General features: G+C 48.5%; 19 protein-coding genes. 10 read left to right on the forward strand and 9 right to left on the reverse strand.

Translation table 11 applies throughout. The features are described 5' to 3' along the window. Positions 1-13 precede the first annotated feature (13 nt). From BUB37_RS17350 to BUB37_RS17360, 3 genes are all read right to left on the reverse strand, one after another. Positions 14-1,033, reverse strand: a complete 1,020-nt coding sequence (locus tag BUB37_RS17350; protein ID WP_072995100.1) for a peptidoglycan recognition protein family protein — start codon at positions 1,031-1,033, stop codon at positions 14-16. Positions 1,034-1,072: 39 nt separating this feature from the next. Next, positions 1,073-1,828 carry a trypsin-like serine peptidase gene (locus BUB37_RS17355; RefSeq protein WP_072995101.1) on the reverse strand — a complete coding sequence of 252 codons (756 nt, stop codon included), beginning with the start codon at positions 1,826-1,828 and terminating at the stop codon, positions 1,073-1,075. Between the two features lie 452 nt (positions 1,829-2,280). After that, positions 2,281-4,176 carry a transthyretin-like family protein gene (locus BUB37_RS17360; protein WP_072995102.1) on the reverse strand — a complete coding sequence of 632 codons (1,896 nt, stop codon included), beginning with the start codon at positions 4,174-4,176 and terminating at the stop codon, positions 2,281-2,283. 367 nt (positions 4,177-4,543) lie between these two features. Between BUB37_RS17360 and BUB37_RS17365 the strand changes: the two genes are divergently transcribed. Continuing rightward, a complete protein-coding gene (locus tag BUB37_RS17365) occupies positions 4,544-4,984 on the forward strand; it encodes a BLUF domain-containing protein (RefSeq protein WP_170863186.1) in 441 nt (146 codons plus the stop codon). 197 nt (positions 4,985-5,181) lie between these two features. Here BUB37_RS17365 and BUB37_RS17370 read toward each other — a convergent pair whose 3' ends face one another. The 5 genes from BUB37_RS17370 to BUB37_RS17390 form a co-directional block, all read right to left on the reverse strand. Further along, positions 5,182-5,646, reverse strand: coding sequence for an L-rhamnose mutarotase (locus BUB37_RS17370; protein ID WP_212635316.1), 465 nt, complete (start codon positions 5,644-5,646; stop codon positions 5,182-5,184). A gap of 99 nt (positions 5,647-5,745) precedes the next feature. Continuing rightward, positions 5,746-7,203 (reverse strand): TolC family protein, encoded by a 1,458-nt coding sequence (locus BUB37_RS17375; protein ID WP_072995104.1) that lies wholly within the window; start codon positions 7,201-7,203, stop codon positions 5,746-5,748. Continuing rightward, on the reverse strand, positions 7,193-10,438 hold the full coding sequence (locus tag BUB37_RS17380; RefSeq protein ID WP_072995105.1) for an efflux RND transporter permease subunit: 3,246 nt from the start codon (positions 10,436-10,438) through the stop codon (positions 7,193-7,195). Before BUB37_RS17380 ends, BUB37_RS17375 begins: the two co-directional genes overlap by 11 nt. 21 nt (positions 10,439-10,459) lie before the next feature. After that, positions 10,460-11,542, reverse strand: a complete 1,083-nt coding sequence (locus tag BUB37_RS17385; RefSeq protein ID WP_072995106.1) for an efflux RND transporter periplasmic adaptor subunit — start codon at positions 11,540-11,542, stop codon at positions 10,460-10,462. Between the two features lie 152 nt (positions 11,543-11,694). Continuing rightward, entirely contained in the window at positions 11,695-12,126 is a 432-nt protein-coding gene (locus BUB37_RS17390) for a hypothetical protein (protein WP_139278134.1), read from the reverse strand. Between the two features lie 470 nt (positions 12,127-12,596). Here BUB37_RS17390 and BUB37_RS17395 point away from each other — a divergent pair, with 470 nt between their 5' ends. The 9 genes from BUB37_RS17395 to BUB37_RS17445 all read left to right on the forward strand — a co-directional run bounded on the left by BUB37_RS17395 (position 12,597) and on the right by BUB37_RS17445 (position 19,871). Further along, a complete protein-coding gene (locus BUB37_RS17395) occupies positions 12,597-13,031 on the forward strand; it encodes a hemerythrin domain-containing protein (RefSeq protein ID WP_072995108.1) in 435 nt (144 codons plus the stop codon). Between the two features lie 169 nt (positions 13,032-13,200). After that, on the forward strand, positions 13,201-13,650 hold the full coding sequence (locus BUB37_RS17400) for a ferritin-like domain-containing protein (protein ID WP_072995109.1): 450 nt from the start codon (positions 13,201-13,203) through the stop codon (positions 13,648-13,650). A gap of 273 nt (positions 13,651-13,923) precedes the next feature. After that, positions 13,924-14,085, forward strand: coding sequence for a DUF1328 family protein (locus BUB37_RS17405; protein WP_072995110.1), 162 nt, complete (start codon positions 13,924-13,926; stop codon positions 14,083-14,085). Between the two features lie 57 nt (positions 14,086-14,142). Beyond that, a complete protein-coding gene (locus BUB37_RS17410) occupies positions 14,143-14,334 on the forward strand; it encodes a hypothetical protein (RefSeq protein ID WP_072995111.1) in 192 nt (63 codons plus the stop codon). An 87-nt stretch (positions 14,335-14,421) separates the two neighbouring features. Beyond that, a complete protein-coding gene (locus BUB37_RS17415) occupies positions 14,422-14,733 on the forward strand; it encodes a hypothetical protein (RefSeq protein ID WP_072995112.1) in 312 nt (103 codons plus the stop codon). Between the two features lie 267 nt (positions 14,734-15,000). Continuing rightward, a complete protein-coding gene (locus BUB37_RS17425; RefSeq protein WP_072995114.1) occupies positions 15,001-15,558 on the forward strand; it encodes a helix-turn-helix domain-containing protein in 558 nt (185 codons plus the stop codon). Continuing rightward, a complete protein-coding gene (locus BUB37_RS17430; protein WP_072995115.1) occupies positions 15,555-16,001 on the forward strand; it encodes a response regulator in 447 nt (148 codons plus the stop codon). The genes BUB37_RS17425 and BUB37_RS17430 overlap by 4 nt, the downstream gene beginning before the upstream one ends. 9 nt (positions 16,002-16,010) lie before the next feature. Then, positions 16,011-18,617 carry an ATP-binding protein gene (locus BUB37_RS17435; RefSeq protein WP_072995116.1) on the forward strand — a complete coding sequence of 869 codons (2,607 nt, stop codon included), beginning with the start codon at positions 16,011-16,013 and terminating at the stop codon, positions 18,615-18,617. Positions 18,618-18,839: 222 nt separating this feature from the next. Further along, the gene (locus BUB37_RS17445; protein ID WP_072995118.1) at positions 18,840-19,871 is read left to right on the forward strand and encodes a helix-turn-helix domain-containing protein; all 1,032 of its coding nucleotides are present in this window, start codon (positions 18,840-18,842) and stop codon (positions 19,869-19,871) included. Positions 19,872-19,955: 84 nt separating this feature from the next. Here the strand turns inward: BUB37_RS17445 and BUB37_RS17450 are convergent, their stop codons facing one another. After that, positions 19,956-21,515 (reverse strand): sulfatase, encoded by a 1,560-nt coding sequence (locus BUB37_RS17450; protein ID WP_072995119.1) that lies wholly within the window; start codon positions 21,513-21,515, stop codon positions 19,956-19,958. Positions 21,516-21,524 lie beyond the last annotated feature (9 nt).

Raw genomic sequence — 21,524 nt, forward strand, 5'->3', positions numbered from 1 at the left:
TTATAAATGCTTGTCATTGATATTCCTTCCGCTCCAAATCCGCGGTATAATGCTCCAACATCGATTTGTCCAATTCCTTGGGTGTTCCCATAGGGGCAGACTCAAGTTCGGAGTAATCGAGTTCAAAATCCTGGTATTTTAAATAAAGACCGTTTAACATGGCTATGAATTCGGGCTGCGGAAAGCAGTCCGTTTTATCGGTTCGCACGTTACAATGTGTCCAAATGCCCGGCTCACCGTCCATCGCCCCTTCATTTACATCGAACCAAGACCGATCGTATGTCAAATCCTTAATGGGCACATCGAAAATTTTGGCCAAGGTGAGGATCAGCCGTTCACATTCCCCAAGCTGTTTGTCGGTGTATTTTTGAAAATAGCGATGCCCCCTCCACGGGTGGTCCAATTGACAGACTTCGGTTTCGGGCACGGATATTTTCTTCGAGTGGCCCTGAAAATAAAACCGGCCCTCCCCGTCTTTTTTCAAAGGGCCCAATGAACAGATTTCAATCCCGATCGATTTCCGGTTCAGCTGTTGGTTGTTCTTCAATTTGGTGCCCAAATGGTGGGCCCAATACATTTCATTAAAAGCCCTATAGGTTACCCCGTCGAACATGTCGTTTCCCTCCAGGGACCTTCTGCCGATAACAAAGGAGGTGCCCACCCTGTACAGGGTGCCCGGTTCGTTGTCGTTTTCCCACCAGCCTATGGTGTAATCGGGCCTGTGCAGTCCCGCGGTATGATGCAGATAGATGGTATCTTTCTCCGTATATTCGTGCATCCATTCATCGTCTTCCAATAAATAATCCTGTGTTCCCCAACTGAAGTTATAGCCTGTGCGCATTAGTTTTTCCCATGTATTCCTGCCCACAATCCCATCGACAGAAAGCCCGTTTACCTGTTGAAACTGGCGTACCTTATAATGGGTCGTACCATCGAAATCGGGAGAAACGGCCACGGGATACCCGGCCTTCCCCAATAGCTTTTTCAAGAATGGGACGGACGGATCAAAACTGCCTTGGCGCAAGGTTTTCATGTTTTATTTTTTGAAATTGGATGCGTATACCCATCGGGCCTACCAATGGGCCACACCATCGATAAATTCTTGGTACAGGTCCGATGATTTGTTGGGGCAGCCCCCGTAATTGTGAATACCGACCGCGGTGGACCTATTTCTCAAAAGCGGACTCCCGCTTTGCCCCCCGAAGGTATCGGCCTGGTAATAAAAGCGGCCTTCGTTCTTGATCAAGTTATCGGACATGCGGTACTGAAAAATACCGTTGTCCCTATCGGCAGGATAGCCACAAACCTCGGCAACATTAGGGTCTTCGACCGCAGGCGTTATAAATTGGCCATGTACAACCGGTTTGTTCAACTTTATGGCCCCCATGTCGTAGCGCGTGGATGCACTATCGATCCAGGCCCTGACGGCCATTACCTCAACGGCCTCGTACCTGCCATAGGGTTCTGAAAGTCCGCTTTTACCCGGCACTACGATAATCCTCGATTTCCATCCGCCGGAGCCCTGATTGTAAACGCAATGTCCAGCGGTATACAGCCGATCAGGTGCCGTAAGCCATCCCGAACCGACGTAGTTGAGTCCGTTGGGCGCCTGCATATAAAGCTTGCATATGGCCATATAGGGCATTTGCTTTGTGGCCAAAACCTTTTGGCGTTGGTCTATACCGCATACCGTTTCAAAGGTCAGGTCGTCTTCGTGCTCGATCCAGCTCTCGCTGGTAATCTGGTTTTCGTCGATGCTCGATTTTTGACTTCCAAGCGTATGAAAAACCAATTCTTCCTGCCTGACGGCGGTATCCACTTCTTCCATGTCGAATTTGAATTTGGCTGTTTGCCCCTAACCCTGCATATCGTTTTCGATCGAGGTCGGTGGTAAAGGGAAACAGGTATTTGTTCCTTATATAAAGTTGATCCTACGGAGGAGGGCTTCTAGAGGACCCATAATGAGTCTTAGTAAGGGCAATACTACTTAAGCTAAAGGGGAAGAATTTTATTACAAAATACAAAAAAATTATGATCTTACGGCAATCGGCTACCACAAAAAAATGCATTTATTACACTACTAGACAAGACCTTACACCGACAAGGCCAAGCGCATGGACAAGGACCGAAACCCTGCGACGGCCCTGACAGCGATACCCATATAACAATGCCTTGGGGTAGGTGCGGAAAGCCTTGGCCGCTTCAAATTCAATACCTATTTCCAATACGGTTGCCTTACACCGGAATAGGGCTACATGGCATGTAAAACCATCACCCGATCTAAGGGGCCTCGTAGTAAAAAGACCTTGGAACTTGATTCGTACCTACTGCCCCATCTCCGGTATGCAACCTTCTGAGCACCGACAGGGTCAATATATAGGAGCAGGTCTTCAGCGCAACGGTATTCGGTGCACCGGTGATCGACACACTGGAACTATTGGCGTGGTTTACCGAGGGATTGCTGTTGTTGAGAATGGGCAGCCCGCCACCGACCAAGGGCGTATTGATATCGCCATCATTGCTCCTCAGGTGTAGCGATACACTTTCGAGCTCAGGGTGATGGGCGGTATAATTCACGGAAACCTCCCCGTTAACGGCCGAACAATCGGTGGTGCTCAAATGCTGTGAAACGGCCAATTCCTTCACAGCCGCAGTATTGTTCACTACCATACAATTTAGGGTCTGCCCACTGGCCGGCAAGTAATTGAAAACATTGTTGGGTTTGTCGATCACTTCCCTAAGTTCGAATCGAAGGGCTATTTTTTCGACGCCTTTACGGTTAGCCACTGGAACGGCGTCTCCGGCCGATACAGTGGGCATAGAATTCTCGGTAAGCGTCCGTGTATCGATTCCCATCATTCCGTCGAGATCGATCCAATTCCACAGCGGGCCTTCGATAGGGTCCGTCAAATCGGCCACATTGAGTGAAGGATCTTCGGTAAACGTCCGTTCAATGGATTTATTGACATCCAACCATCCCTCGGCATCCAAATCTTCCAATTTGCAAAAAATATTTACCACTTTAAAGGGTGACCCGAAATACATCATCTGGCCTATCTTGATCGATTCAAAAAGTCCGATATCCACACCCACGATTTTATTGAAACTGGATGCCGGTAAAGGGGCCGCCCCGTTGTCGGCCGTAACGGTATCGCTCACTAGGAACCGGTATTCGTAGGGGTTTCCGTCAAAAACCCTGTTGGTCGAACTGATGGCCACCTGGCCCGTGGTCCGTATCTTACCGGTAAAACCATACCTTTTGGTCCCCGCATAGCCCTGTGGGTCAAAATCGTTCAGGTCACTGCCGATGGGAATGGTAAATGCGGTACCTATACCCGTCCATACACTGGCTATTTCGGGTGTATCGATAGTTTCAAAAGGCACGCACAGGTCAAGGCAAAAACAATGGCCCACATCCCGTCTTGCGGAACCCAGCCCTACCGTCCTTGTTTCTTCCATCAACACCGTACCTCCCCCGGAAACCACCTTAAAATAGACATCGGGACCCGATTTCGATGAAAAAGGGGTTTCTACATTGATCAAGGGGGAAAGAAAGGTCTGTTTGAAATCGGCACTGGTATAGTCGATCCTAAAATGTCCGGTCGCATCGGTGGTGGTGCTTCCCAGCACATCGTCGGTCAGCCAATCGGCATCAAAGGCGGTTACCTCAACGGCCACCAAGGGCGTTTTTTTATCCTTACACGAAACCACCTTGCCACAAATGACCCATGCATCGAACAGCGATCTTATATGGCACCAAAAACGGGGCGATAGACAGTAATCCCATCCGTAGAAATAATCATTGTCGCCTTGGCGCCACGCCGGTTGAAGCACGGTAACCGTAAACTGCACCTGCTTGTCCGTTTTCTTTTTTTGTCCCTGTACCTGGGTGACTGCAATATCGACCATCACCGGACCGCCCTCATACGATTTATCGAATTGAATGTTGTAATCCCCCGAAGCATCGGTACTTCCCTCCCCGATCAAGTACTTCTTCCTTTCGGCAATCTCGTCGGGACCCAGAATCTTAAGCGTGTTTTTCGGATCGGAGGCCAAAAGTTCGGTCACGTTTTCCATCTTGGGAGGTTGATATAGTTTTACCGATACCTGACTCAAAGCCTCCTTGCAATCGTGACATAGGTAGCCACAAAAATTCCCTTTTAAATAAAAGCCCATCTTGAAAAATTTTTAAGTTAAACTGACTGAATATGCAATCGAGGGAAGTACATGCGAAGTTGGGAAAGACCATCTATGCCCCAACCTTATAATCTGGTAATCAATTGGTCATACACCGCTATCAAAAAAAACGATGGTTTGGAGTGGATGATAAAGTTAAATCAATTTACCGCCCCCTAAACAAAATTTGTACAAGTGGCCTGTTTCGGTGTGCAAATGGACGTGGGGGCGATAAGGAGGGGGTATAGGCTCAAGTAAACGACACCTTTAACATTCAATGCGAAAGACGTCCTTTATTCCGTACAAAAACCAGCTGATTTATTGCCCTATATTGGTTACCTTAGTATCTCACCTAAATTCCTATACCATGTATACACTAACCTATGAATCCAAGGCGGTACCCAACCTGACCAATGCGCAGGTAGAGGATATCCTTAAAACGGCACGGGCCTTTAACTCCCAAAATGGGATTACGGGTTGCCTTGTATTTTATTTAAACGGCTTTATTCAAATTCTCGAAGGCCCCAAAGAAAAGGTCACGGAACTTTACCGTCGCATCGAAAACGATCCGCGGCATACCCGGGTCAACCTGTTCTCTGAAGATGAGATTACCGAACGCAATTTTCCCGATTGGGGCATGGCCTATTATCCCATTAGCGAGAATTCCCTGGGCCATGCGGAATTTCTGCAATTTAAGCGGAACCTCCGTTTGCTGGCCGACCTTTCAAAACCCACCAACGTCACCGCCATCCTCTTTTGGAAGCGTATGAAATTTTTGATCTCGTCCCCTCCGAAAAGGGTCAAGTAGCGGACCTGGAACCCATGTGCCCTTTATTTTTTGCACTAATTCTTTTTGTGAAAGGACCAAATAATGTGGTAGAATAACCCGAATTTGGTATTATCATAAGTTTGGATGATTGTTTGTGGGGAACAATTGCATCTATAAAAGAGGGCGGTCAAAAAAAACCGCCCTCTTTTCTTATAACAACAACCCTACATAGACTTTTAATCCTGTGGGGGCAACTTAAAGACCCGCTTCATTTGCACCCATTTTTCGCTTGAGGCCGCATTGGGATCGGAAGCCTGGTACTTGGCCATAAGCTCTTCCCACTCCGCTTGGCGGGGCAATTGGGCCAATTTTCCCATTTGTACCTGAAAATCAAAATCGGCCGGTACCGTCAAGATCATGACCAAAAGCGTACCATGCCTGTAAATCTCCGAATCGATCACCCCTACTTCCCTTAGTCCGTCGGTAATCTCCTTCCAAATGTTGTCCGACCGGTGCCACTTCTCGTACTCCGCTATCAATTCGGGATCGTCTTTCAGTTGCAGGGTCTGGCAATAGCGCTTTACGGGCCGGGGCTGTGCCGCCTGCACATAACCATAGTCGGCAGGGGCTTCCTGGGCCTTTACCGGGATAGGAAGGGCCATCGCCACAAGGGCAAACAATAGGGTCGCTTTCAAAATCATTTTCAGTTACTTAAGGATGTTCATATCTAGTCAAACCTAAATATAAACATTCTATCTTTTTCCTTGGTCCCTTGGCCAGGAAGTTTGGCTTTCATGGCCCTATGAACTCCATCCTCCCCCTAGGGCCCTATACATGTGCACCCGGGCTATCATTTGTTCTTTCTTGGTCTCGACGAGTTCCATCTTCGACTCGAGCGCCTCCCTTTGGGTCAACAAGACCTCGATGTATTCGATCCTTGCCGATTGGAAGAGGCGGGTCGACAGCTCGATCGATTCGGTCAAGGCCTTTACCTGTTGGGTCTTTAGTTCATAGTTTTTTCTCAGGTTATCGATGTTCGCCAATTGGTTGCTTACTTCGATATAGCCTTGCAAAATGGCCTTTTCATACTCGTAGACCGCTTGCAACTGTTGTGCGGTGGCCGCGTTGTATTCGGCCTTGATGGCGTTTCTATTGATCAAGGGCCCGACTATGTCGCCCACCGCCGAATATACCAATGATTCGGGGGTAGAGGTCAAAAACTTGGGCTTAAAGGCCTGAAGGCCCACGCCGGCCTTGATGCCGATCGAAGGGTAAAAATTGGCCCGGGCCGCCTTGACGTCCAATTGGGCGGCCTGTAGCTCATACTCGGCCTGCCTGATATCAGGTCGGTTCTGAAGCAATTGGGCCGGCAAGCCCGTATAGAGCGTGTCCGTTTCACTTTCGATAAAGCGATCGGCATGACGTTCGATGTGGTGGGGTTTGCTCCCGATCAGAAAACTAAGCTTGTTTTCGGTTTCGATCTGTTGCTGCCTTACCTCGAACCGATGGCTTTTGTTCTTGAGCACTTCGGCCTCGAACCTTCGCACCGCCAATTCCGTGGCACGGGCGGCCTGCTTTTGCAGCCTGACCATATGAAGGGCGTTTTCTTGGATGGCCAAGTTCTGGTCGATTATGGCCAGCTCGTTGTCGAGGGCCAACAGCTCGTAATAGGTATCGGCAATTTCCGAGATCAGGTTGGTGAGCATAAAGTTCTTGCCCTCTACCGTTGCCAAATACTCCATTACGGCCGCCTTTTTCGAGTTGCGCAGTTTTTTCCACACATCGAGTTCCCACGAGGCCACCAAGGCCGCCGAATAATCGGTGAGGGGTTCGGGAAACTCCTCCCCGTCCTTTATGTCCAGGTTTTTCTCAACGGCCCCGTCACGGGTGTACTCCCCGACCTTTTCGACCTCGGCACCCGCCTGCACGCCGACAAAGGGCAGGTATTCCCCTTTTCGGGCCTTTACCTCACTTCGGGCCACCTCGATCTGCTGTAGCATTACATTCAGCTCCTGATTGTTGACCAAGGCCGTATCGATAAGGGCGACCAAATAGGGATCGGAGAAAAACTCCCTCCAGTTCAGGTCGGCTGAATTGACCGAGTCGGACACCACCGTGCCATCATAGCTGTCAGGTAACGAAGTACTCGGCTCCCTTACCTGTTTGGTCGAAATACACGAATGTAAGGCCAGAACAAGGAGGAAGCCCATGGCGCCCCCCTTGTACTTGTCAATGGATACTTTTATCTTATTTTTCATCTTTCTTTCCTTTGGTCAGTTTTTTTAAAAGTTTCTTGATCTCGTTCAGGCGGGCCATGGTCTTGCTCTCCCCTTCACTGGCCCGCATCAGCTCTTCCGAAATCGGTTCGAAGGATTCGTCCTTGATCAAACTTCGGCCTTCGGCCATTTTGGCAAAAACGAAGTAGAGCCCGGGGATCACCAATACGCCAAAGATGGTTCCGATGAGCATACCGCCCATGGCCGACCCCCCTATGGTTCGGTTGCCTATGGCCCCTGCCCCGGATGCCACCACCAAGGGGACCAAACCGGCGATAAAGGCAAAAGAGGTCATCAAAATAGGCCTGAACCGAGCCTTGGACCCCTCGATGGCCGCTTCGAGAACGGTAGCGCCCTGCCTGTGCTTCTGAACGGCGAACTCCACGATCAGAACGGCATTTTTGCCCAAAAGGCCGACGAGCATGATTACCCCGATCTGCGCGTATACATCATTGGCAAGTCCCATCATTTTCAACAGGGCAAAGGATCCGAAGACCCCAACGGGCAACGAGAGGATCACGGCAAAGGGCAAGAGAAAACTTTCGTACTGGGCGGCCAGCACAAAATAGACAAACACGAGCACGACCATAAAAATGTACAACGATTCGTTCCCCCTATTGGCCTCGTCGTAAGAAAGGCCTTCCCAGGCGATATCATAGCCCCTGGGCAGGGTTTCCTCGGCTACTTCCTTAATGGCCTTGATCGCATCGCCAGTGGTGTAACCCGCAGCGGGGAGACCGTTGATGGCCGCCGAATTGTACAGGTTATAGCGCGTAAGCTCGTTGGGTCCCAAGCGTTTCTCCATGGACATAAAGGCCGAATACGGTACCATTTCACCTTCCTCGTTCTTAACGAACAGCTTATCGAGGTCCGTTGGCAAGGCCCGATATTCGGGAGCGGCCTGGGTATACACCTTAAAAAAGCGTCCGAATTTGATAAAGCCCTGTTCGTAGGTACTACCGATCAAAATGTTGAGGTTCTCCATCGCCTTGCCGATACTGACCCCTTTCTGCATGGCTATCTTGTTATTGATCTTTAGCCTGTACTGTGGATAATTGGCCGAATAGAACGTGAAGAGGCCGGTCAGTTCCTTTCGTTCGCCCAAGGCCTTCATAAAATCGTTGTTTATCTTCTCGAAAGCATGGTAGTCGGTACTGTTCGTCTTGTCCAACAAACGCATGGCAAAACCACCGGAAGACCCAAAGCCCGGAACCGCTGGTGGTTCAAAATATTCGATTACGGCCCCCAGGTCTTTGGTTTCCTCTTCCAGTTCCTCCATGATCTCGTGTACCGAATGATGCCGTTCCGACCAGGGTTTCAGGTTAATTAGGCAGGTACCGGCATTTGAGCCCCGCCCTTCGGTCATGATCTCATATCCCGCCAAGGACGAAACCGACTCCACCCCGTCCATCTCCTCACAAATCCGCTGCAGTTTGCGGGCCACTTCATCGGTTCGCTCCAAGGTCGCTCCCGGGGGCGTTTGGATAACGGCATAGATCATTCCCTGGTCTTCATTGGGTATAAATCCGGCCGGGAGGGATTCGTTGGTCAAGAAGATCCCGACACAAAAGGCGATCAAGGTTCCAAAAGTCACTATTCGCCGCGCCGCTATTTTGTTCAGCACCCCAACGTAATGCCCCGTCAAACGCTCGAACCCCTTGTTGAACCAATCGATAAATCGGTCTATGGGCGTCTTTCGCTTGGGTTTTCCGTGATTGTTTTTGAGCATCATGGCACAAAGCACGGGGGTAAGTGTAAGGGCGACCACCGCCGAAATTACGATCGAACCGGCCATGGTAATGGAAAACTGGCGGTAGAAAACGCCAACGGGCCCCGACATAAAGGAAATAGGTATGAATACCGATACCATGACCAGGGTGATGGCCACGATGGCTCCCCCGATCTCGCCCAATACCTCCGATGAGGCCTTGTACGGGGTCAAGTTTTCCTCTTCCATCTTAACGTGCACCGCCTCGACCACCACTATGGCATTATCAACCACAATACCAATGGCCAAGACCAAGGCAAAGAGGGTTATCAAATTGATCGACAGGCCGAACAGCTGCATGATAAAGAACGACCCGATCAAGGAAACCGGTACGGCAATTATCGGGATCAGGGTAGAGCGCCAATCGCCCAAGAACAGGAAGACCACTATGGCCACGAGTATAAACGCATCCCTGAGCGTATGCAGTACCTGTTCGATGGATGCATCCAAAAAATTGGAAACATCGTAACTCACCTTGTAGTCCATTCCCGGCGGCAAATCGACCTTGAGCTCCTTAAGCTTCGACTTAACGGCATCGATAACATCCTTACCGTTGCTACCGACCGTCTGCTTTAGAACGATGGATGCGGAAGGATGCCCGTCCAAATTGGAATAAATATCGAAGAATTCGCTACCCAACTCCACATCGGCCACATCCTGCAGTTTAAGCAGCTCACCCTCATCATTGGCCCTAATGACAATGTCTTTGTACTGTTCAGGCTCGTTATACCTGCCTTCGTAGGTAAGTACGTACTCCAAGGCCTGGGCCTTCTTGCCCGAGCTGCGCCCGAGCCTACCGGGCCGGGCTATGATACTCTGGTCTTCCATTGCCTCGAGTACCTCTTCGGCAGAAACATTGTAGGCCCGCATACGGTCGGGCTTCAACCAGACCCGCATGGCAAATTTTCGGCTTCCCAAAATCTTGGCACTGGCAATACCGTTGATACGCTGTATTTCAGGGACAATTTTGGTATAGGCATAGTTGTACAGGAACAATTCGTCGTCTTCCGGTCTATCGCTATACAGGTTGACGTACATGAGCATACTGGGCTGGATCGGGGTGATCACGACCCCCTCGCGCTGTACCAGTTCCGGTAGCAAGGGCATCACCTGGTCTACCCGGGTCTTTACCCTGACCACGGCCTGGTTCGGGTCGGTGCCCGGTTCAAAGATCACGCGGATGGTTCCCTCCCCCGCACTTGTGGCATCCGAAGCCACATAGCGCATGCCCTGGACACCGTTGATGGCGGTCTCCAATGGAATCAATGTTGAATTTACCAACACGTCCGAACTGGCCCCGGGGTAGGCTATAAAAATATTTACGGTCGTAGGCGCTATTTCCGGAAACTGGGAAACGGGCAGTTGTTTGATGGCCAATAAGCCTGTAAACACGATAATGACCGATATTACAATAGCCAATACGGGTCGATGTATAAATTTCTTAAACATAGTCTAGGTATTTGGTTATTGTTAATCTGCGTATAGGTTCAGCTCTGAAAACACCTTGGTCGGCGCTACGAATTCGGTCGCTACCTCTTGGCCGTCCTTGACCATTCGAATACCTTCTAGAATGATCTTGTCGCCTTCGTCAAGGCCTTTGCCGACCATGAACAATTGGGGCATCTCGCCCGTGACCGTGATTTCCTTTTGGTGCACTACGTTGTCGGAGCCTACGACAAAGACATATTTCTTGTCCAAGACCTCGAACGTGGCTTTTTGGGGTATGAGCAAGGCGTCCTTAAAGGGCACCTTCATCAGGATACTGCCCGTTTCGCCGTGGCGCAGAATGCCATCGGGATTGGGGAAGGTTGCCCTAAAGGCGATATTACCGGTCTCATTGTTGAATTCGGCCTCGATAATCTCGATCACCCCGGACTGGTCAAATACCTTGTTATTGGCCAACAGCAGGTTCACCTCCTTGTTGTCCCCCTTATCGGAACTGGTGATATAATCGAGATACTCGGCCTCGGGCACGTTGAAATACACCCACATCTTGCTGTTGTCGGACAAGGTGGTCAGAAGTTCCCCCTCGTCCAAAAGGCTTCCCTCCCTGGCGTGCAGGTGGTTCATGATTCCATCGAACGGGGCCCTAATGTCGGTAAAGCCCAAATGGGTCTTGGCCAGTGATACCTCGGCCATGGCCTTTTCAAGGTTGGCCTTGGCCAAGGCCAGTTCGTTCTGCGAAACGACGTTCCCATCGGCCAGTAATTTGGTATTCCGCAACTCTATATCGGCTATTTTGGCCTCGGCCTCGGCCTTCTCCAAATCGGCGCGGTATACATTGGGCATAATGGCGAACATGCGCTGCCCCTTTTTAAGGGACTGACCCTCATCGACGTATATTTCCTTTAAATACCCCTTTTCCAAGGCCCGGATCTCTATATGCCTTATCGAGTGTATCTGGGCGACGTAATCCTTCGTTACGGAAGTGTCCTTTATTATCGGACTGGTGACTAAAAATTTGCTTGTTTCCTTCTCTTTACCGGTTTTGGGTTCACAGCCCGTAAGTGCCAACAGCACATACAAGCCTATGAACATAGAAAATGTCCTCATGGGCTAAATGGTTTAAAATGTTTGGTGTGTAAAAATTATTTATAGCTAGGTCAAGCCAATCGCGAGCCGATTGCCTTGCATAATGAAATTCCTAGAAACTACGTGTGGTACGAATCGACCTGGACGGGGAAACAGGCCGCAAAAAACAAGAATCAGATCCGAAACACCTCGAACCTGATGTACCGCCTAAAGGGCGGATAAAAGGAAAAAATATCTTGGTGGGAAAAGTGCTTTAATTTGCCATGCAGCATGGCCGACAAACGGGCATAAAAAAAGACGGCCAAAAAGCCGCCCGAAGAATATTTCTGTAAAGGGGAATCGTCTGAAACTTCGCCGCTTTCCTCCTTTTTTTGAGGATTGTTGATTTCAGCTATGATATTGTGAAAGATTCGGTCGCATATACCTTCGGAAATCTCTGCATTATGCCCCCTACTCAGATGACCGTGTTCTTGAAATCGGTCTAAGGTAAAAGCGGTGGGCCCGTTTGCTTGGTCAGCGCCAAATGTATTCGGATGCCCTAGGCCTCCCAAATTGAATAAGACGACGAAAAGTAGAACCAGGTATTTTCCGAAGATAGTCCTCATTTGGAGGCCGAAATTATAATATGTTCCCATAGTCCGCAAATGGCATACTGTTAAAAACAGTTAAATAAATGAAGGGAAAACATTCCGGCTGTTCACTTTTTGTGTTCGTCCTACCCCCAATAGCTAAGCCCCTTATTCATAACTTGGATAAACGGTGTCGCGCCTTGCTCCTACGGCCTTCCCGTTGCGACCGCCCAACCCAAAGCCTGCGGTTCCATCCTTTCGCGGCTTTGTTCCCCGTCGAGGTCTTGGGCGCATTCAACAAAAATGCGCGCCCTATCGATCCAGGACAGCCCGAATTTCCATTTACAGTCAAGCTATTCTTCGATTGAGCAAAAACCGATGGTGGCCGGTCCTTACATTTGTCGACATAGATGAAAAGTAGTTTGGTTTGGATGTAAGATGGTCCCGGTTCAACGCCGGGGCCATTTTATCCCTGATCGTATCAAATTCACCAAAAACCAAGGACCATGAACATTTTCGAAGCACTTAGACAAGATCACGATATCCAACGCAAGTTGCTCGATAAACTCGTTGATACGTCGGGCGACACGGCGCAAAGGGATTCCATTTTCAAAGAACTGAAAAAGGAGCTTGAATCCCATGCCGATGCCGAAGAGCGCTATTTCTACAAACCCCTTATAGACAGCGACAAAACACAGGAAAAAGCAAGGCACAGCATAGCCGAGCATCACGAAATCGATGAGCTCATCGAACGCTTGGAAGAAACGGAGTATTCGTCTTCGGCGTGGTTAAAGATCGCCAAGGAATTACAAGAGAAGGTAGAACACCATTTGGACGAGGAAGAGCACGAGGTTTTCCAGATAGCGGGAAAGGTGCTTTCCGAAACAAACAAGGAAAGTTTGGCCAAAGCCTATGAAAGGCACATGGAAAAAGAACGATAGTTCTTACCACGGTGCGATGCCCTAGCCTAGGGCAAAGCAATACATCCTCTGAATATCGGACCAACCCATCAATTTCTTAGTGCCGCTTTTGAACCCGGCACAGACACAGGACCGCACGCGGTACAGGTCCTCAAAAAAAACGTACCGTTAACTTTAAATAAATAGAAACATGAATACGTATACTGAAAAAATCGGAAGTAAACTCAATGACCTTTTGGAAAAGACATACGATGCCGAAAAAGGGTTTAAAAAAGCAGCGGAAAACGTTGAAAGCATAACCCTGAAGGGGTATTTTCAAAGAAAGGCCCAAGAACGCTATGATTTCGGACATGAACTGAAGGCCGAGATCAAACAGTTCGGTCAAGAAATAGACAAGGGCGACAGTTTTACCAGCAAGGTGCACAGGTCGTGGATGGACCTCAAGAATTTCTTCGCCGCCGATTCGGAAGAAGCCATGCTCGAAGAGGCCATTAAGGGAGAAAAGGCCGCTATCAGCGAATATGAAGAGGTCATGCAAGACACGAGCCTACCGAACAGCACCAAAGTTCTACTCGCCCGCCAAAAGCATAAAATCGAAAACGGGCTCGACACCATCGAAAAATTGGAAGATCTCTCGTAAAACAAACGATACCCAAGGTTACGGGCACCGAAATTCCGGTGCCTTTTTCTTTGCGCAATAGCCAGGCTCCCCCTTCTACTTCCCTTCATATCAAGGGTTTGCCCCCAATCGGTTCCTTGCGGCCGAAAAATCACAAGCCCCCTTTAGATGGGTCAATTTTGAATTTGATACGGTCAAGCCGGGGAGGATGCTTTTCGCATCTTTACATCATAGCAATAGCTTGGTCCGCCTCTGGCAAGACCAGGTTTTTATTAACCCAAAAACAGAAAAATTATGTTACGTTGGACAGTTATCTTTGTCATTTTGGCCATTGTGGCCGCAATTTTTGGTTTCGGTGGTATAGCCGCAGGCGCCGCCAGTATAGCCAAAATCTTGTTCTTTATATTTCTTGTATTGTTCGTTATCTCCCTATTTATGGGAAGAAAAAGAATATGAGATGTATCAGGAAACACAAGCAACATCCTTTAATCCCTAACCCTAAAATTGAACAGTATGAAAAAATCAGCCTTTTACCTATTAACCCTATGTGCCCTACTATTTTCCCTAAGCGCTTTTAACAGTTGTAGGGAAGAAAAATCGACCGGTGAAAAAATCGAGGACACCATGGATGAAGTCGGTGACGATATCGAAGAGGGCGCCGAAGACGTTAAGGACGAAGTCGAAGACGCAGTTGACGACAACTAAGATCAAGTCCTTTTTATTACAAGAAGTACGCAAACGGATTTTTTCTAAGAGGAAATCCGTTTTTTCAACCCCTATAAATTAGAAATCATGGAAAATTACGCAAAACACGAAAAAGACCTTATACACCAGTACGAGGCCGAGGGCTTCACCCATCAATTCCGGTACGGTTCGGGAAGCCTTATCGACACGGAGACCAAGAAAAAATACGCGCCCACTGACCTGCGTATCGTCGAAGAACACCGCTATGAAGGTATGAGCAACCCCTCCGACCTTTCCATACTTTACGTACTGCGGACAAACGACGGTATCAAAGGTCTTTTTTTAATGGCCTATGGACCCCATGCGGATACGGATACCGCCGATTTTTTTAAGGAAGTGCCCCAGGTCGACGCGCAATAATGCCAACCTACAGCAAAGGTCCATTGTCATTGGCTTTAAAGGATTCCCCTTGCCCTTCGTTTCTACTTTTCCGATCATTGGTCCATCGCCGTGCCTCGGTCTTCCCAAGACGAGGTATACCTACCTTTCTTTTTATCCGTCCCTTAGATCGGGCAGGGCCATGTCTATTTTCCAAGGCCCATAACCGCCATAATTGTGCCCCCATCGTTATTTGAACAAGTAATCTTTCTATATTTGGGCACAGGGCTCCTACCCGTACCATATGCCATGAAATTTCGTCTCGACTACATTCCCAAGCAAGTATGCCAAAAGGTAGTATCCGAACGGCTTAAGGAAATGCGTATCGCATTTTCATTTAATGCCTTGGGCCATCTCGTGGTCGAAACAGAGGTTTCCCCGGCATTGCTTACGGAAATAAACAAGGCTTTGGCCCCCTATGGCATTAGCCTATCGGAAACAGGCAAGAACGATATAGTCAACGATATAAAAAAGGCGGTCGAAGAGCTCGTTTACTCGGGAGACATGCGCAAGTTTACCACATCGGTTTACCTATCCAAAAAGTTAGGCTATTCCTATTCGTATCTGTCGAACCTATTTTCAGAAGAAACTTATACCTCGATCGAGAATTTCATTATATTGCGTAAAATCGAATATGCCAAACGGCTAATTATCGCTGGGGACATGAGCCTCACCGAGATTGCCTTTAAATTGGATTACAGCAGTGTGGCCCATTTGTCCGGTCAGTTTAAGAAGGTTACCGGATTAACGCCTACCGCCTTTTTGCGCATACTGGAAAAAAGAAACCTCAAAACCAAAAACCTATGAGTACTAAACCCATGAAGGTAGTGCTTGTTGACGACGATGAAGACGATCGAATGTTTTTTTCCGATGCGTTGCAGGAAATCGAACTCGATACCGACTTACAGGAGTTTAACAACGGACAGGAACTGTTGAATTTTTTAAACCGTCCGGAAGCGGAATTGCCCCAATTGATCTTTCTCGATCTGAACATGCCCGTCATGGACGGATTCGAATGCCTAAAAAACATTAGAAGCAATCCGGAACTTGAAAACTTGGTGGTCGCCATTTACTCGACCTCGTCATCGGAAAGGGATATCGAAGAAACCTTTGTGAACGGTGCCAATATCTATATCAACAAGCCCAACAAATTCGAGGAGCTCAAAAAAACCATTGCCCAGGTGGTAAAACGAAATTGGCAGTACGAAGAAAATGAAATGGACAAAGCCAACTTTTTGTTCCGAATTTAACCCCAGCACATGGCTAATTTAGGCAATGTCGGTAAGACCAAGACGGGTATCCTGCCCTACGTTTTGCTTTTATTGGTTGCCGTTATCGTACTATTCTATATTTCCTATGCCTCCTTTCAGCAGAACTCGGCCCTGCGAAAATCGACCGAACTGGTATCCCGTACCCAAAACACGATCAGTGAAATAAACTTATTGTTTGCCAACTACACCAGTACGCAGGCGGCGGGCGTGCAGTATCTGATCACCGGTGACAGCACCTACCTGGCCCCCATAAAAGACTATATATCCGAAAGCAACCTCAACCTGAACAAGCTCAAATTGCTGATGGGCGACAACAAAGAGCAGTTGTCGCGCCTTAAAAAGGTGCCCTTGTTCAGCGAACAGCTTTTTGAACAACTTCAATCGATCGAAGAGGAAACCGCCAGGAACATACTTCAATCAAAGGCGCTCAGCGAAAAAATACACCGGATCGAAAGGGTAAGGGATAGTTTGGAGGCCATACAAAAGGCCATGATCGGAGCGGAGCGGGCCATGCTCAAGACCAGAAGAAGCCAATACGAATCGCACGTTGTACTTACCCCCACCCATATCCTGTACTCCGCCCTCTTCGCCCTGGGGATCCTTATGTTCGCCTTCACCAAAATAAATAGCGACCGCAAACAAATGGATACCACCGGCGGTTTTCTTCGCAACATCCTCGACAACACCGATAACATTATCAATTTCTACGAGCCCATTAGGGATAAGGCACAAAGGATCGTAGACTTCAAAATCGGATATACCAATGCCAAAGATCGGCAAGACCTAAAGGTGGCCCACAAGGAAGCCATAGGCAAGAAATTCTCCGACGTTTTTCCGTTTTTGGCCAAAAAGGAACATGTTGACCTGTTGAGGACCGCCATTGAAGAAAAGCGGACCCTTACCTTGGAAACGGACTACTTCGTAGAGGGTGAAAGAATATGGTTGCATACCACGGCCTCACCCTTAAACAATGGCGTGGCGACCACGGTACGCAATACCACAACCGAAAGAATCGCCGAGCGCAAGCTCTTGGACCTCAACACCCAGCTCGAGGCCCAAAACAAGGAACTCGCCCAGACATCGGGCTTTTTGACCAATCTTGTCTCTTCCTTTCAATACATCATCAGCTATTTTGAGGCGGTAAGAAACGACCAGGGCCAGATCATCGATTTTAAGATTGCCTATACCAATGAGAAAATTATTGAATTGATGGGGCGCCCCTCTACCGAACTTCAAGGAAAACTAATTTCGGAAGTATATCCCTTCTTACTGAAAAACGGCGATTGGGACGTGTACAATAAAGTTATCGAGACCGGGGAACCCATCGAGGTAGAACGGGAATACCATTTGCCCAAAGGCCATTTTATTTTCTGCAACGAAATTGTAAAGTTGGATGATGGCGTTACCATCCTATCGCAAGACATTACACTTCGAAAAGAGGCCGAAAAGGAGTTACAGCGCTCCAAGGATGCCTTGAAGGTACAGAACACCATCCTTAACAATGCCGAAAGAATTGCGGGGATCGGTAGTTTCAATTTAGACATCGACAGTGGTGAAATGGAGTACTCCGATAATGCCTACCGCCTGTTCGGCTACAAACCGGGCGAATTCGAACCCTCGTTCGACAGGTTCCTCTCCTTTTTAAAACCAAGCGAGGCCAAACGCTTAAAAGACATGGACGTTGAAGCCCTGAAACAAAAAAAACAGGTAAAGAGCAAATACAAAATTAAGACCAAGGAGGGCAAGATGCGATATATGGCCTCCATGGTCCATTTTATTGAAAAAGACGGACGCTCGTACATGGTCGGGGTCATTCGCGACATAACCGACAAGACCAAGAACGAGCAAAACCTGAAATTGAAGAACCGGGCCTTAAAAAGAACCAATGCCGAACTGGAATCGTTTAACCGTGTGGCCAGCCACGACCTGCAAGAACCCCTGAGAAAAATCCAAATGTTCATCAGCCGGCTCTCCGAGTTCGACCGGAACAACCTTTCCGATAAAGGACAAAGATACTTGGCCAAAATCGAGGATTCGGCGAACCGCATGCAGCTCTTGATCCGCAACCTACTCTCTTATTCGCGAATATCCGAAGAATTGAGCGCACCCATCAAGGTCAACCTGAACCATGTTTTTCAAAAGGTGCTGGACGATTATTCGGAACGTATTCAAGAGACCGGGGCCGAAATCACCGTACCGGACCTACCTGCCGTACACGGTACCGACTTTCAGCTGGAGCAGTTGTTCAGCAACTTGATATCCAATTCGCTTAAGTACAAAAAGCCAGACGTTGCACCCCAAATACAGGTGACGTACGAAATTGTGGAAGCTAAAAAAATCGACCCCGACCTCAATCTGCCCAAATCGAGGTACCTGCGTTTGAGCGTCAAGGACAATGGTATCGGGTTTGAACAGCAACAAAGCCAAAAAATATTCAAACTCTTTGAACGACTTCACGAAAAACACGCCTATACCGGTACGGGCCTAGGCCTGGCCATCTGTAAAAAAATCGTCGAAAACCACCGGGGCCATATTAGCGCCCAAAGCCACCCGGGCCAAGGTACCACTTTCGAAATATTGCTCCCCTTTAGCTAGGCCGGCCTACTCCCCATCCCACAATTATATAACAGAACCAAAAAATTCTGTAAAGGTCCGGACGGTAGAATATCCCATATTTGTCAACAACCCAAATGGGCATTGCCTTTACCCCGTTGTTAAGGGAACCGGCCGAAAAAACAAGGTTTATCCCTTTTGCACAAGAACAGCGTTTCAATGCCCCTTTGGTTCCCTATACATTCAACCACAAAATAATTGCACATGAGAACACTTACACTACATTCGCTTTCCTTGGAAAAAAATCTAAACACGATCAACCTCTACTTGGGCGGTTCGATTACCGTATCGGGCAACGAACGCGTGCTGCAATTCGATAACGATCACGGTACCGGAACCATTAAGGGCATTACCCTCGAAGGTGGTCTCTCATACCTTCAGTACGATGTGTGCTTTGCGGAAGATTTTCGCATGGCCAACGACCCCAGTCCGCTAAAACCCCTATACTTTATGTACTGCTTGAAAGGTCACCTGTACCAAAGGTTTCAAGACTATAGGGACAAATTGTTCCTAGACGAGTTTCAGACGGCCATAATGGGCGCTACCCAACACACCAACGAACTCATTTTTCCGAGCAATCAAAAGGTAAAACTATGTATTATCAGGGCGGTAGACAGTACTTCGGATATTGAGGGCACACTACCCAAAAGCTTAAAAGAAAGTATGTTCCAACTCTTCTCCCACGGAAAGGAACAAGACACGCCGATCCGATATTTCGGCACCTACAACCTGCGCATCGGCGAGCAATTGGCACAGATAGAAAAAATCAGGCAGGAAGGGCTGGTAAAGAAACTTCTGATAGAAGGCATCTTGAACTTGACCCTGGCCATGGAGATCGAACATATCAAATCTGACCTTGAAAACGAAAAGACTCCCACGGGTTCCCTTACCCAATACGAGCTCAAATGCATCAAGGAAGTCTCCAGAAAAATCGAACAATACCCGGAAATCCAATATTCGATCAAATCGATTTGCACCGAATGCGGACTTTCGGCCAGCAAGCTTCAAGAAGGCTTTAAGCTGTTGCACGGCAAAACGGTTTCCGATTTTATACGCAACGAAAGATTGAACACGGCAGAGCGCCTGATCTCGACCACCGACATGAACATTTCGGAAATTGTGTATACCGTTGGACTATCGAGCAGAAGTTACTTTTCAAAAATTTTTAAAAGAAGGTACAACTGCAGCCCCAAGACCTATCAAGACAGTAAAAAGGCATTGGTCGCCAGCGCCTAGCGGTACCCCCTGCCCGAAAACGAACAGGCCGAGTTAAATCGGCCTTTTTTTTTAGGGGGTCTTTTCTATTTCCGGCCGCCGGGGCTACTCCCTTTCCGAACTGCCATCCGAAAACAGTTCGATAGGGTAAGGTACAACCTCTCCGGTCGTCTTTAAAATGGGCATCTGTGCATCCACGTCCTTTAAATAATCGGAAAGGTTACGTGCCAATTCCTTGGCTTTTATGGTATCGGTTTCCACCAGGTTCTTGGTCTCACCGATATCTTCCTTAAGGTTAAAGAGTTCCATATGTTGATCTAAGTGGTAATAGATCAATTTATAATCGCCCTTGCGTATGGCACTTGTTGCACCAATACCCGGCCCCGAGGGTCCCCATTCATTGGGGTAATGCCATACCAAGGTGCGCATACCATCGTATTCCTTCTCCCCTTTCAGTACGGGAACAAAGCTTTGTCCGTCTATTTTTTGCACCGTATCGAGACTGTCGATTCCGGCCATTTCCAAAATAGTAGGGTAAAAATCCTCGATGATTACCTGATAATCGGATACGCTGGCCGGCTCTACCTTACCGGGCCATTTGACCAGCATGGGTTCCCGAATACCGCCTTCGCGTACGGAACCCTTGCCACTGGATAGGGGGAGGTTATGGGTATGGGGCTCCCCGCCACGGGCGTGGGCACTGAGCCCGCCATTGTCGGACATAAAAAGGATCACCGTATTCCCCGCAATATCCTTCCTTTCCAAGTACTTCATTATATCGCCCAGGCTTTTATCCATGCCCTCGATCATTGAGGCATACTTGGCCTCGGTACTGTCGAGGCCCTTTTCCAAATATTTTTGCACGAAACGCGCATCGCCCATAATGGGCGTGTGTACGGCATAGTGGGCCATGTACAGAAAAAAGGGCTGTTGGGTGGCAACGACCGAATCCAAGGCCTTAAGGGCCTCTTGGGTAAGGGCCTCGGTAAGAAAGACCTCTTTGCCGTGGTAGTCTTCCAACCCGGGTACCGCCCATATTTCCCTATCGGGTTTGCCGTTCCCGAAGTTTTCGGTCCCCAGATAACTTCCCGGAGCCCCGGCCGCATGGCCGGCAATATTGACATCGAACCCCAGGTTCAAGGGATCCTCGCCCGGCGTACCTATGGCCCCAAAATGGGCCTTTCCCGCATGAACGGTATAGTAGCCCATATCGTTCAAGGCCTGGGGCAAGGGCATGGCCTGTACACTTTTCGGGTCCCCTGCCACCGGACTCACCCCATTAACGTTCCACTCCGGAAATTGAAGGGAGTCGTGGTTCTTTTCCATGGGCTGTATCGAGTCTTTTCGAAGTGTCCAATTCGTCACGCGGTGCCGGGCGGCGTTCATACCCGTAATCAAACTCACGCGTGTCGGCGAACATACCGGAGTGGCATAGGCCTGTGTAAATTTCATGCCTTGGGCGGCCAGCTTCTCCATATTCGGGGTATGATAGCGCTCGTTAAGGGCCGTCCGTTCGGAGTAAAAGGGCACCGAGGTGTCTTGCCATCCCATATCATCGACCAAAAACAATACAATATTGGGCGGAAGCTCTTCGACTTCTTCCGATTCGCAGGAGAAAAGCACCAAGGCCAACAACATAAGATACAGGGTTATACACTTGTTCATACCGATGAT

Source organism: Pseudozobellia thermophila (genome assembly GCF_900141855.1).
GTDB lineage: Bacteria > Bacteroidota > Bacteroidia > Flavobacteriales > Flavobacteriaceae > Pseudozobellia > Pseudozobellia thermophila.

Bases quoted from the DNA above. Each gene is read 5' to 3' on its own strand.
- BUB37_RS17350 (WP_072995100.1), bottom strand. From the start codon at position 1,033: ATGAAAACCTTGCGCCAAGGCAGTTTTGATCCGTCCGTCCCATTCTTG.
- BUB37_RS17355 (WP_072995101.1), bottom strand. From the start codon at position 1,828: ATGGAAGAAGTGGATACCGCCGTCAGGCAGGAAGAATTGGTTTTTCAT.
- BUB37_RS17360 (WP_072995102.1), bottom strand. From the start codon at position 4,176: ATGGGCTTTTATTTAAAAGGGAATTTTTGTGGCTACCTATGTCACGAT.
- BUB37_RS17365 (WP_170863186.1), top strand. From the start codon at position 4,544: ATGTATACACTAACCTATGAATCCAAGGCGGTACCCAACCTGACCAAT.
- BUB37_RS17370 (WP_212635316.1), bottom strand. From the start codon at position 5,646: ATGATTTTGAAAGCGACCCTATTGTTTGCCCTTGTGGCGATGGCCCTT.
- BUB37_RS17375 (WP_072995104.1), bottom strand. From the start codon at position 7,203: ATGAAAAATAAGATAAAAGTATCCATTGACAAGTACAAGGGGGGCGCC.
- BUB37_RS17380 (WP_072995105.1), bottom strand. From the start codon at position 10,438: ATGTTTAAGAAATTTATACATCGACCCGTATTGGCTATTGTAATATCG.
- BUB37_RS17385 (WP_072995106.1), bottom strand. From the start codon at position 11,542: ATGAGGACATTTTCTATGTTCATAGGCTTGTATGTGCTGTTGGCACTT.
- BUB37_RS17390 (WP_139278134.1), bottom strand. From the start codon at position 12,126: ATGAGGACTATCTTCGGAAAATACCTGGTTCTACTTTTCGTCGTCTTA.
- BUB37_RS17395 (WP_072995108.1), top strand. From the start codon at position 12,597: ATGAACATTTTCGAAGCACTTAGACAAGATCACGATATCCAACGCAAG.
- BUB37_RS17400 (WP_072995109.1), top strand. From the start codon at position 13,201: ATGAATACGTATACTGAAAAAATCGGAAGTAAACTCAATGACCTTTTG.
- BUB37_RS17405 (WP_072995110.1), top strand. From the start codon at position 13,924: ATGTTACGTTGGACAGTTATCTTTGTCATTTTGGCCATTGTGGCCGCA.
- BUB37_RS17410 (WP_072995111.1), top strand. From the start codon at position 14,143: ATGAAAAAATCAGCCTTTTACCTATTAACCCTATGTGCCCTACTATTT.
- BUB37_RS17415 (WP_072995112.1), top strand. From the start codon at position 14,422: ATGGAAAATTACGCAAAACACGAAAAAGACCTTATACACCAGTACGAG.
- BUB37_RS17425 (WP_072995114.1), top strand. From the start codon at position 15,001: ATGAAATTTCGTCTCGACTACATTCCCAAGCAAGTATGCCAAAAGGTA.
- BUB37_RS17430 (WP_072995115.1), top strand. From the start codon at position 15,555: ATGAGTACTAAACCCATGAAGGTAGTGCTTGTTGACGACGATGAAGAC.
- BUB37_RS17435 (WP_072995116.1), top strand. From the start codon at position 16,011: ATGGCTAATTTAGGCAATGTCGGTAAGACCAAGACGGGTATCCTGCCC.
- BUB37_RS17445 (WP_072995118.1), top strand. From the start codon at position 18,840: ATGAGAACACTTACACTACATTCGCTTTCCTTGGAAAAAAATCTAAAC.
- BUB37_RS17450 (WP_072995119.1), bottom strand. From the start codon at position 21,515: ATGAACAAGTGTATAACCCTGTATCTTATGTTGTTGGCCTTGGTGCTT.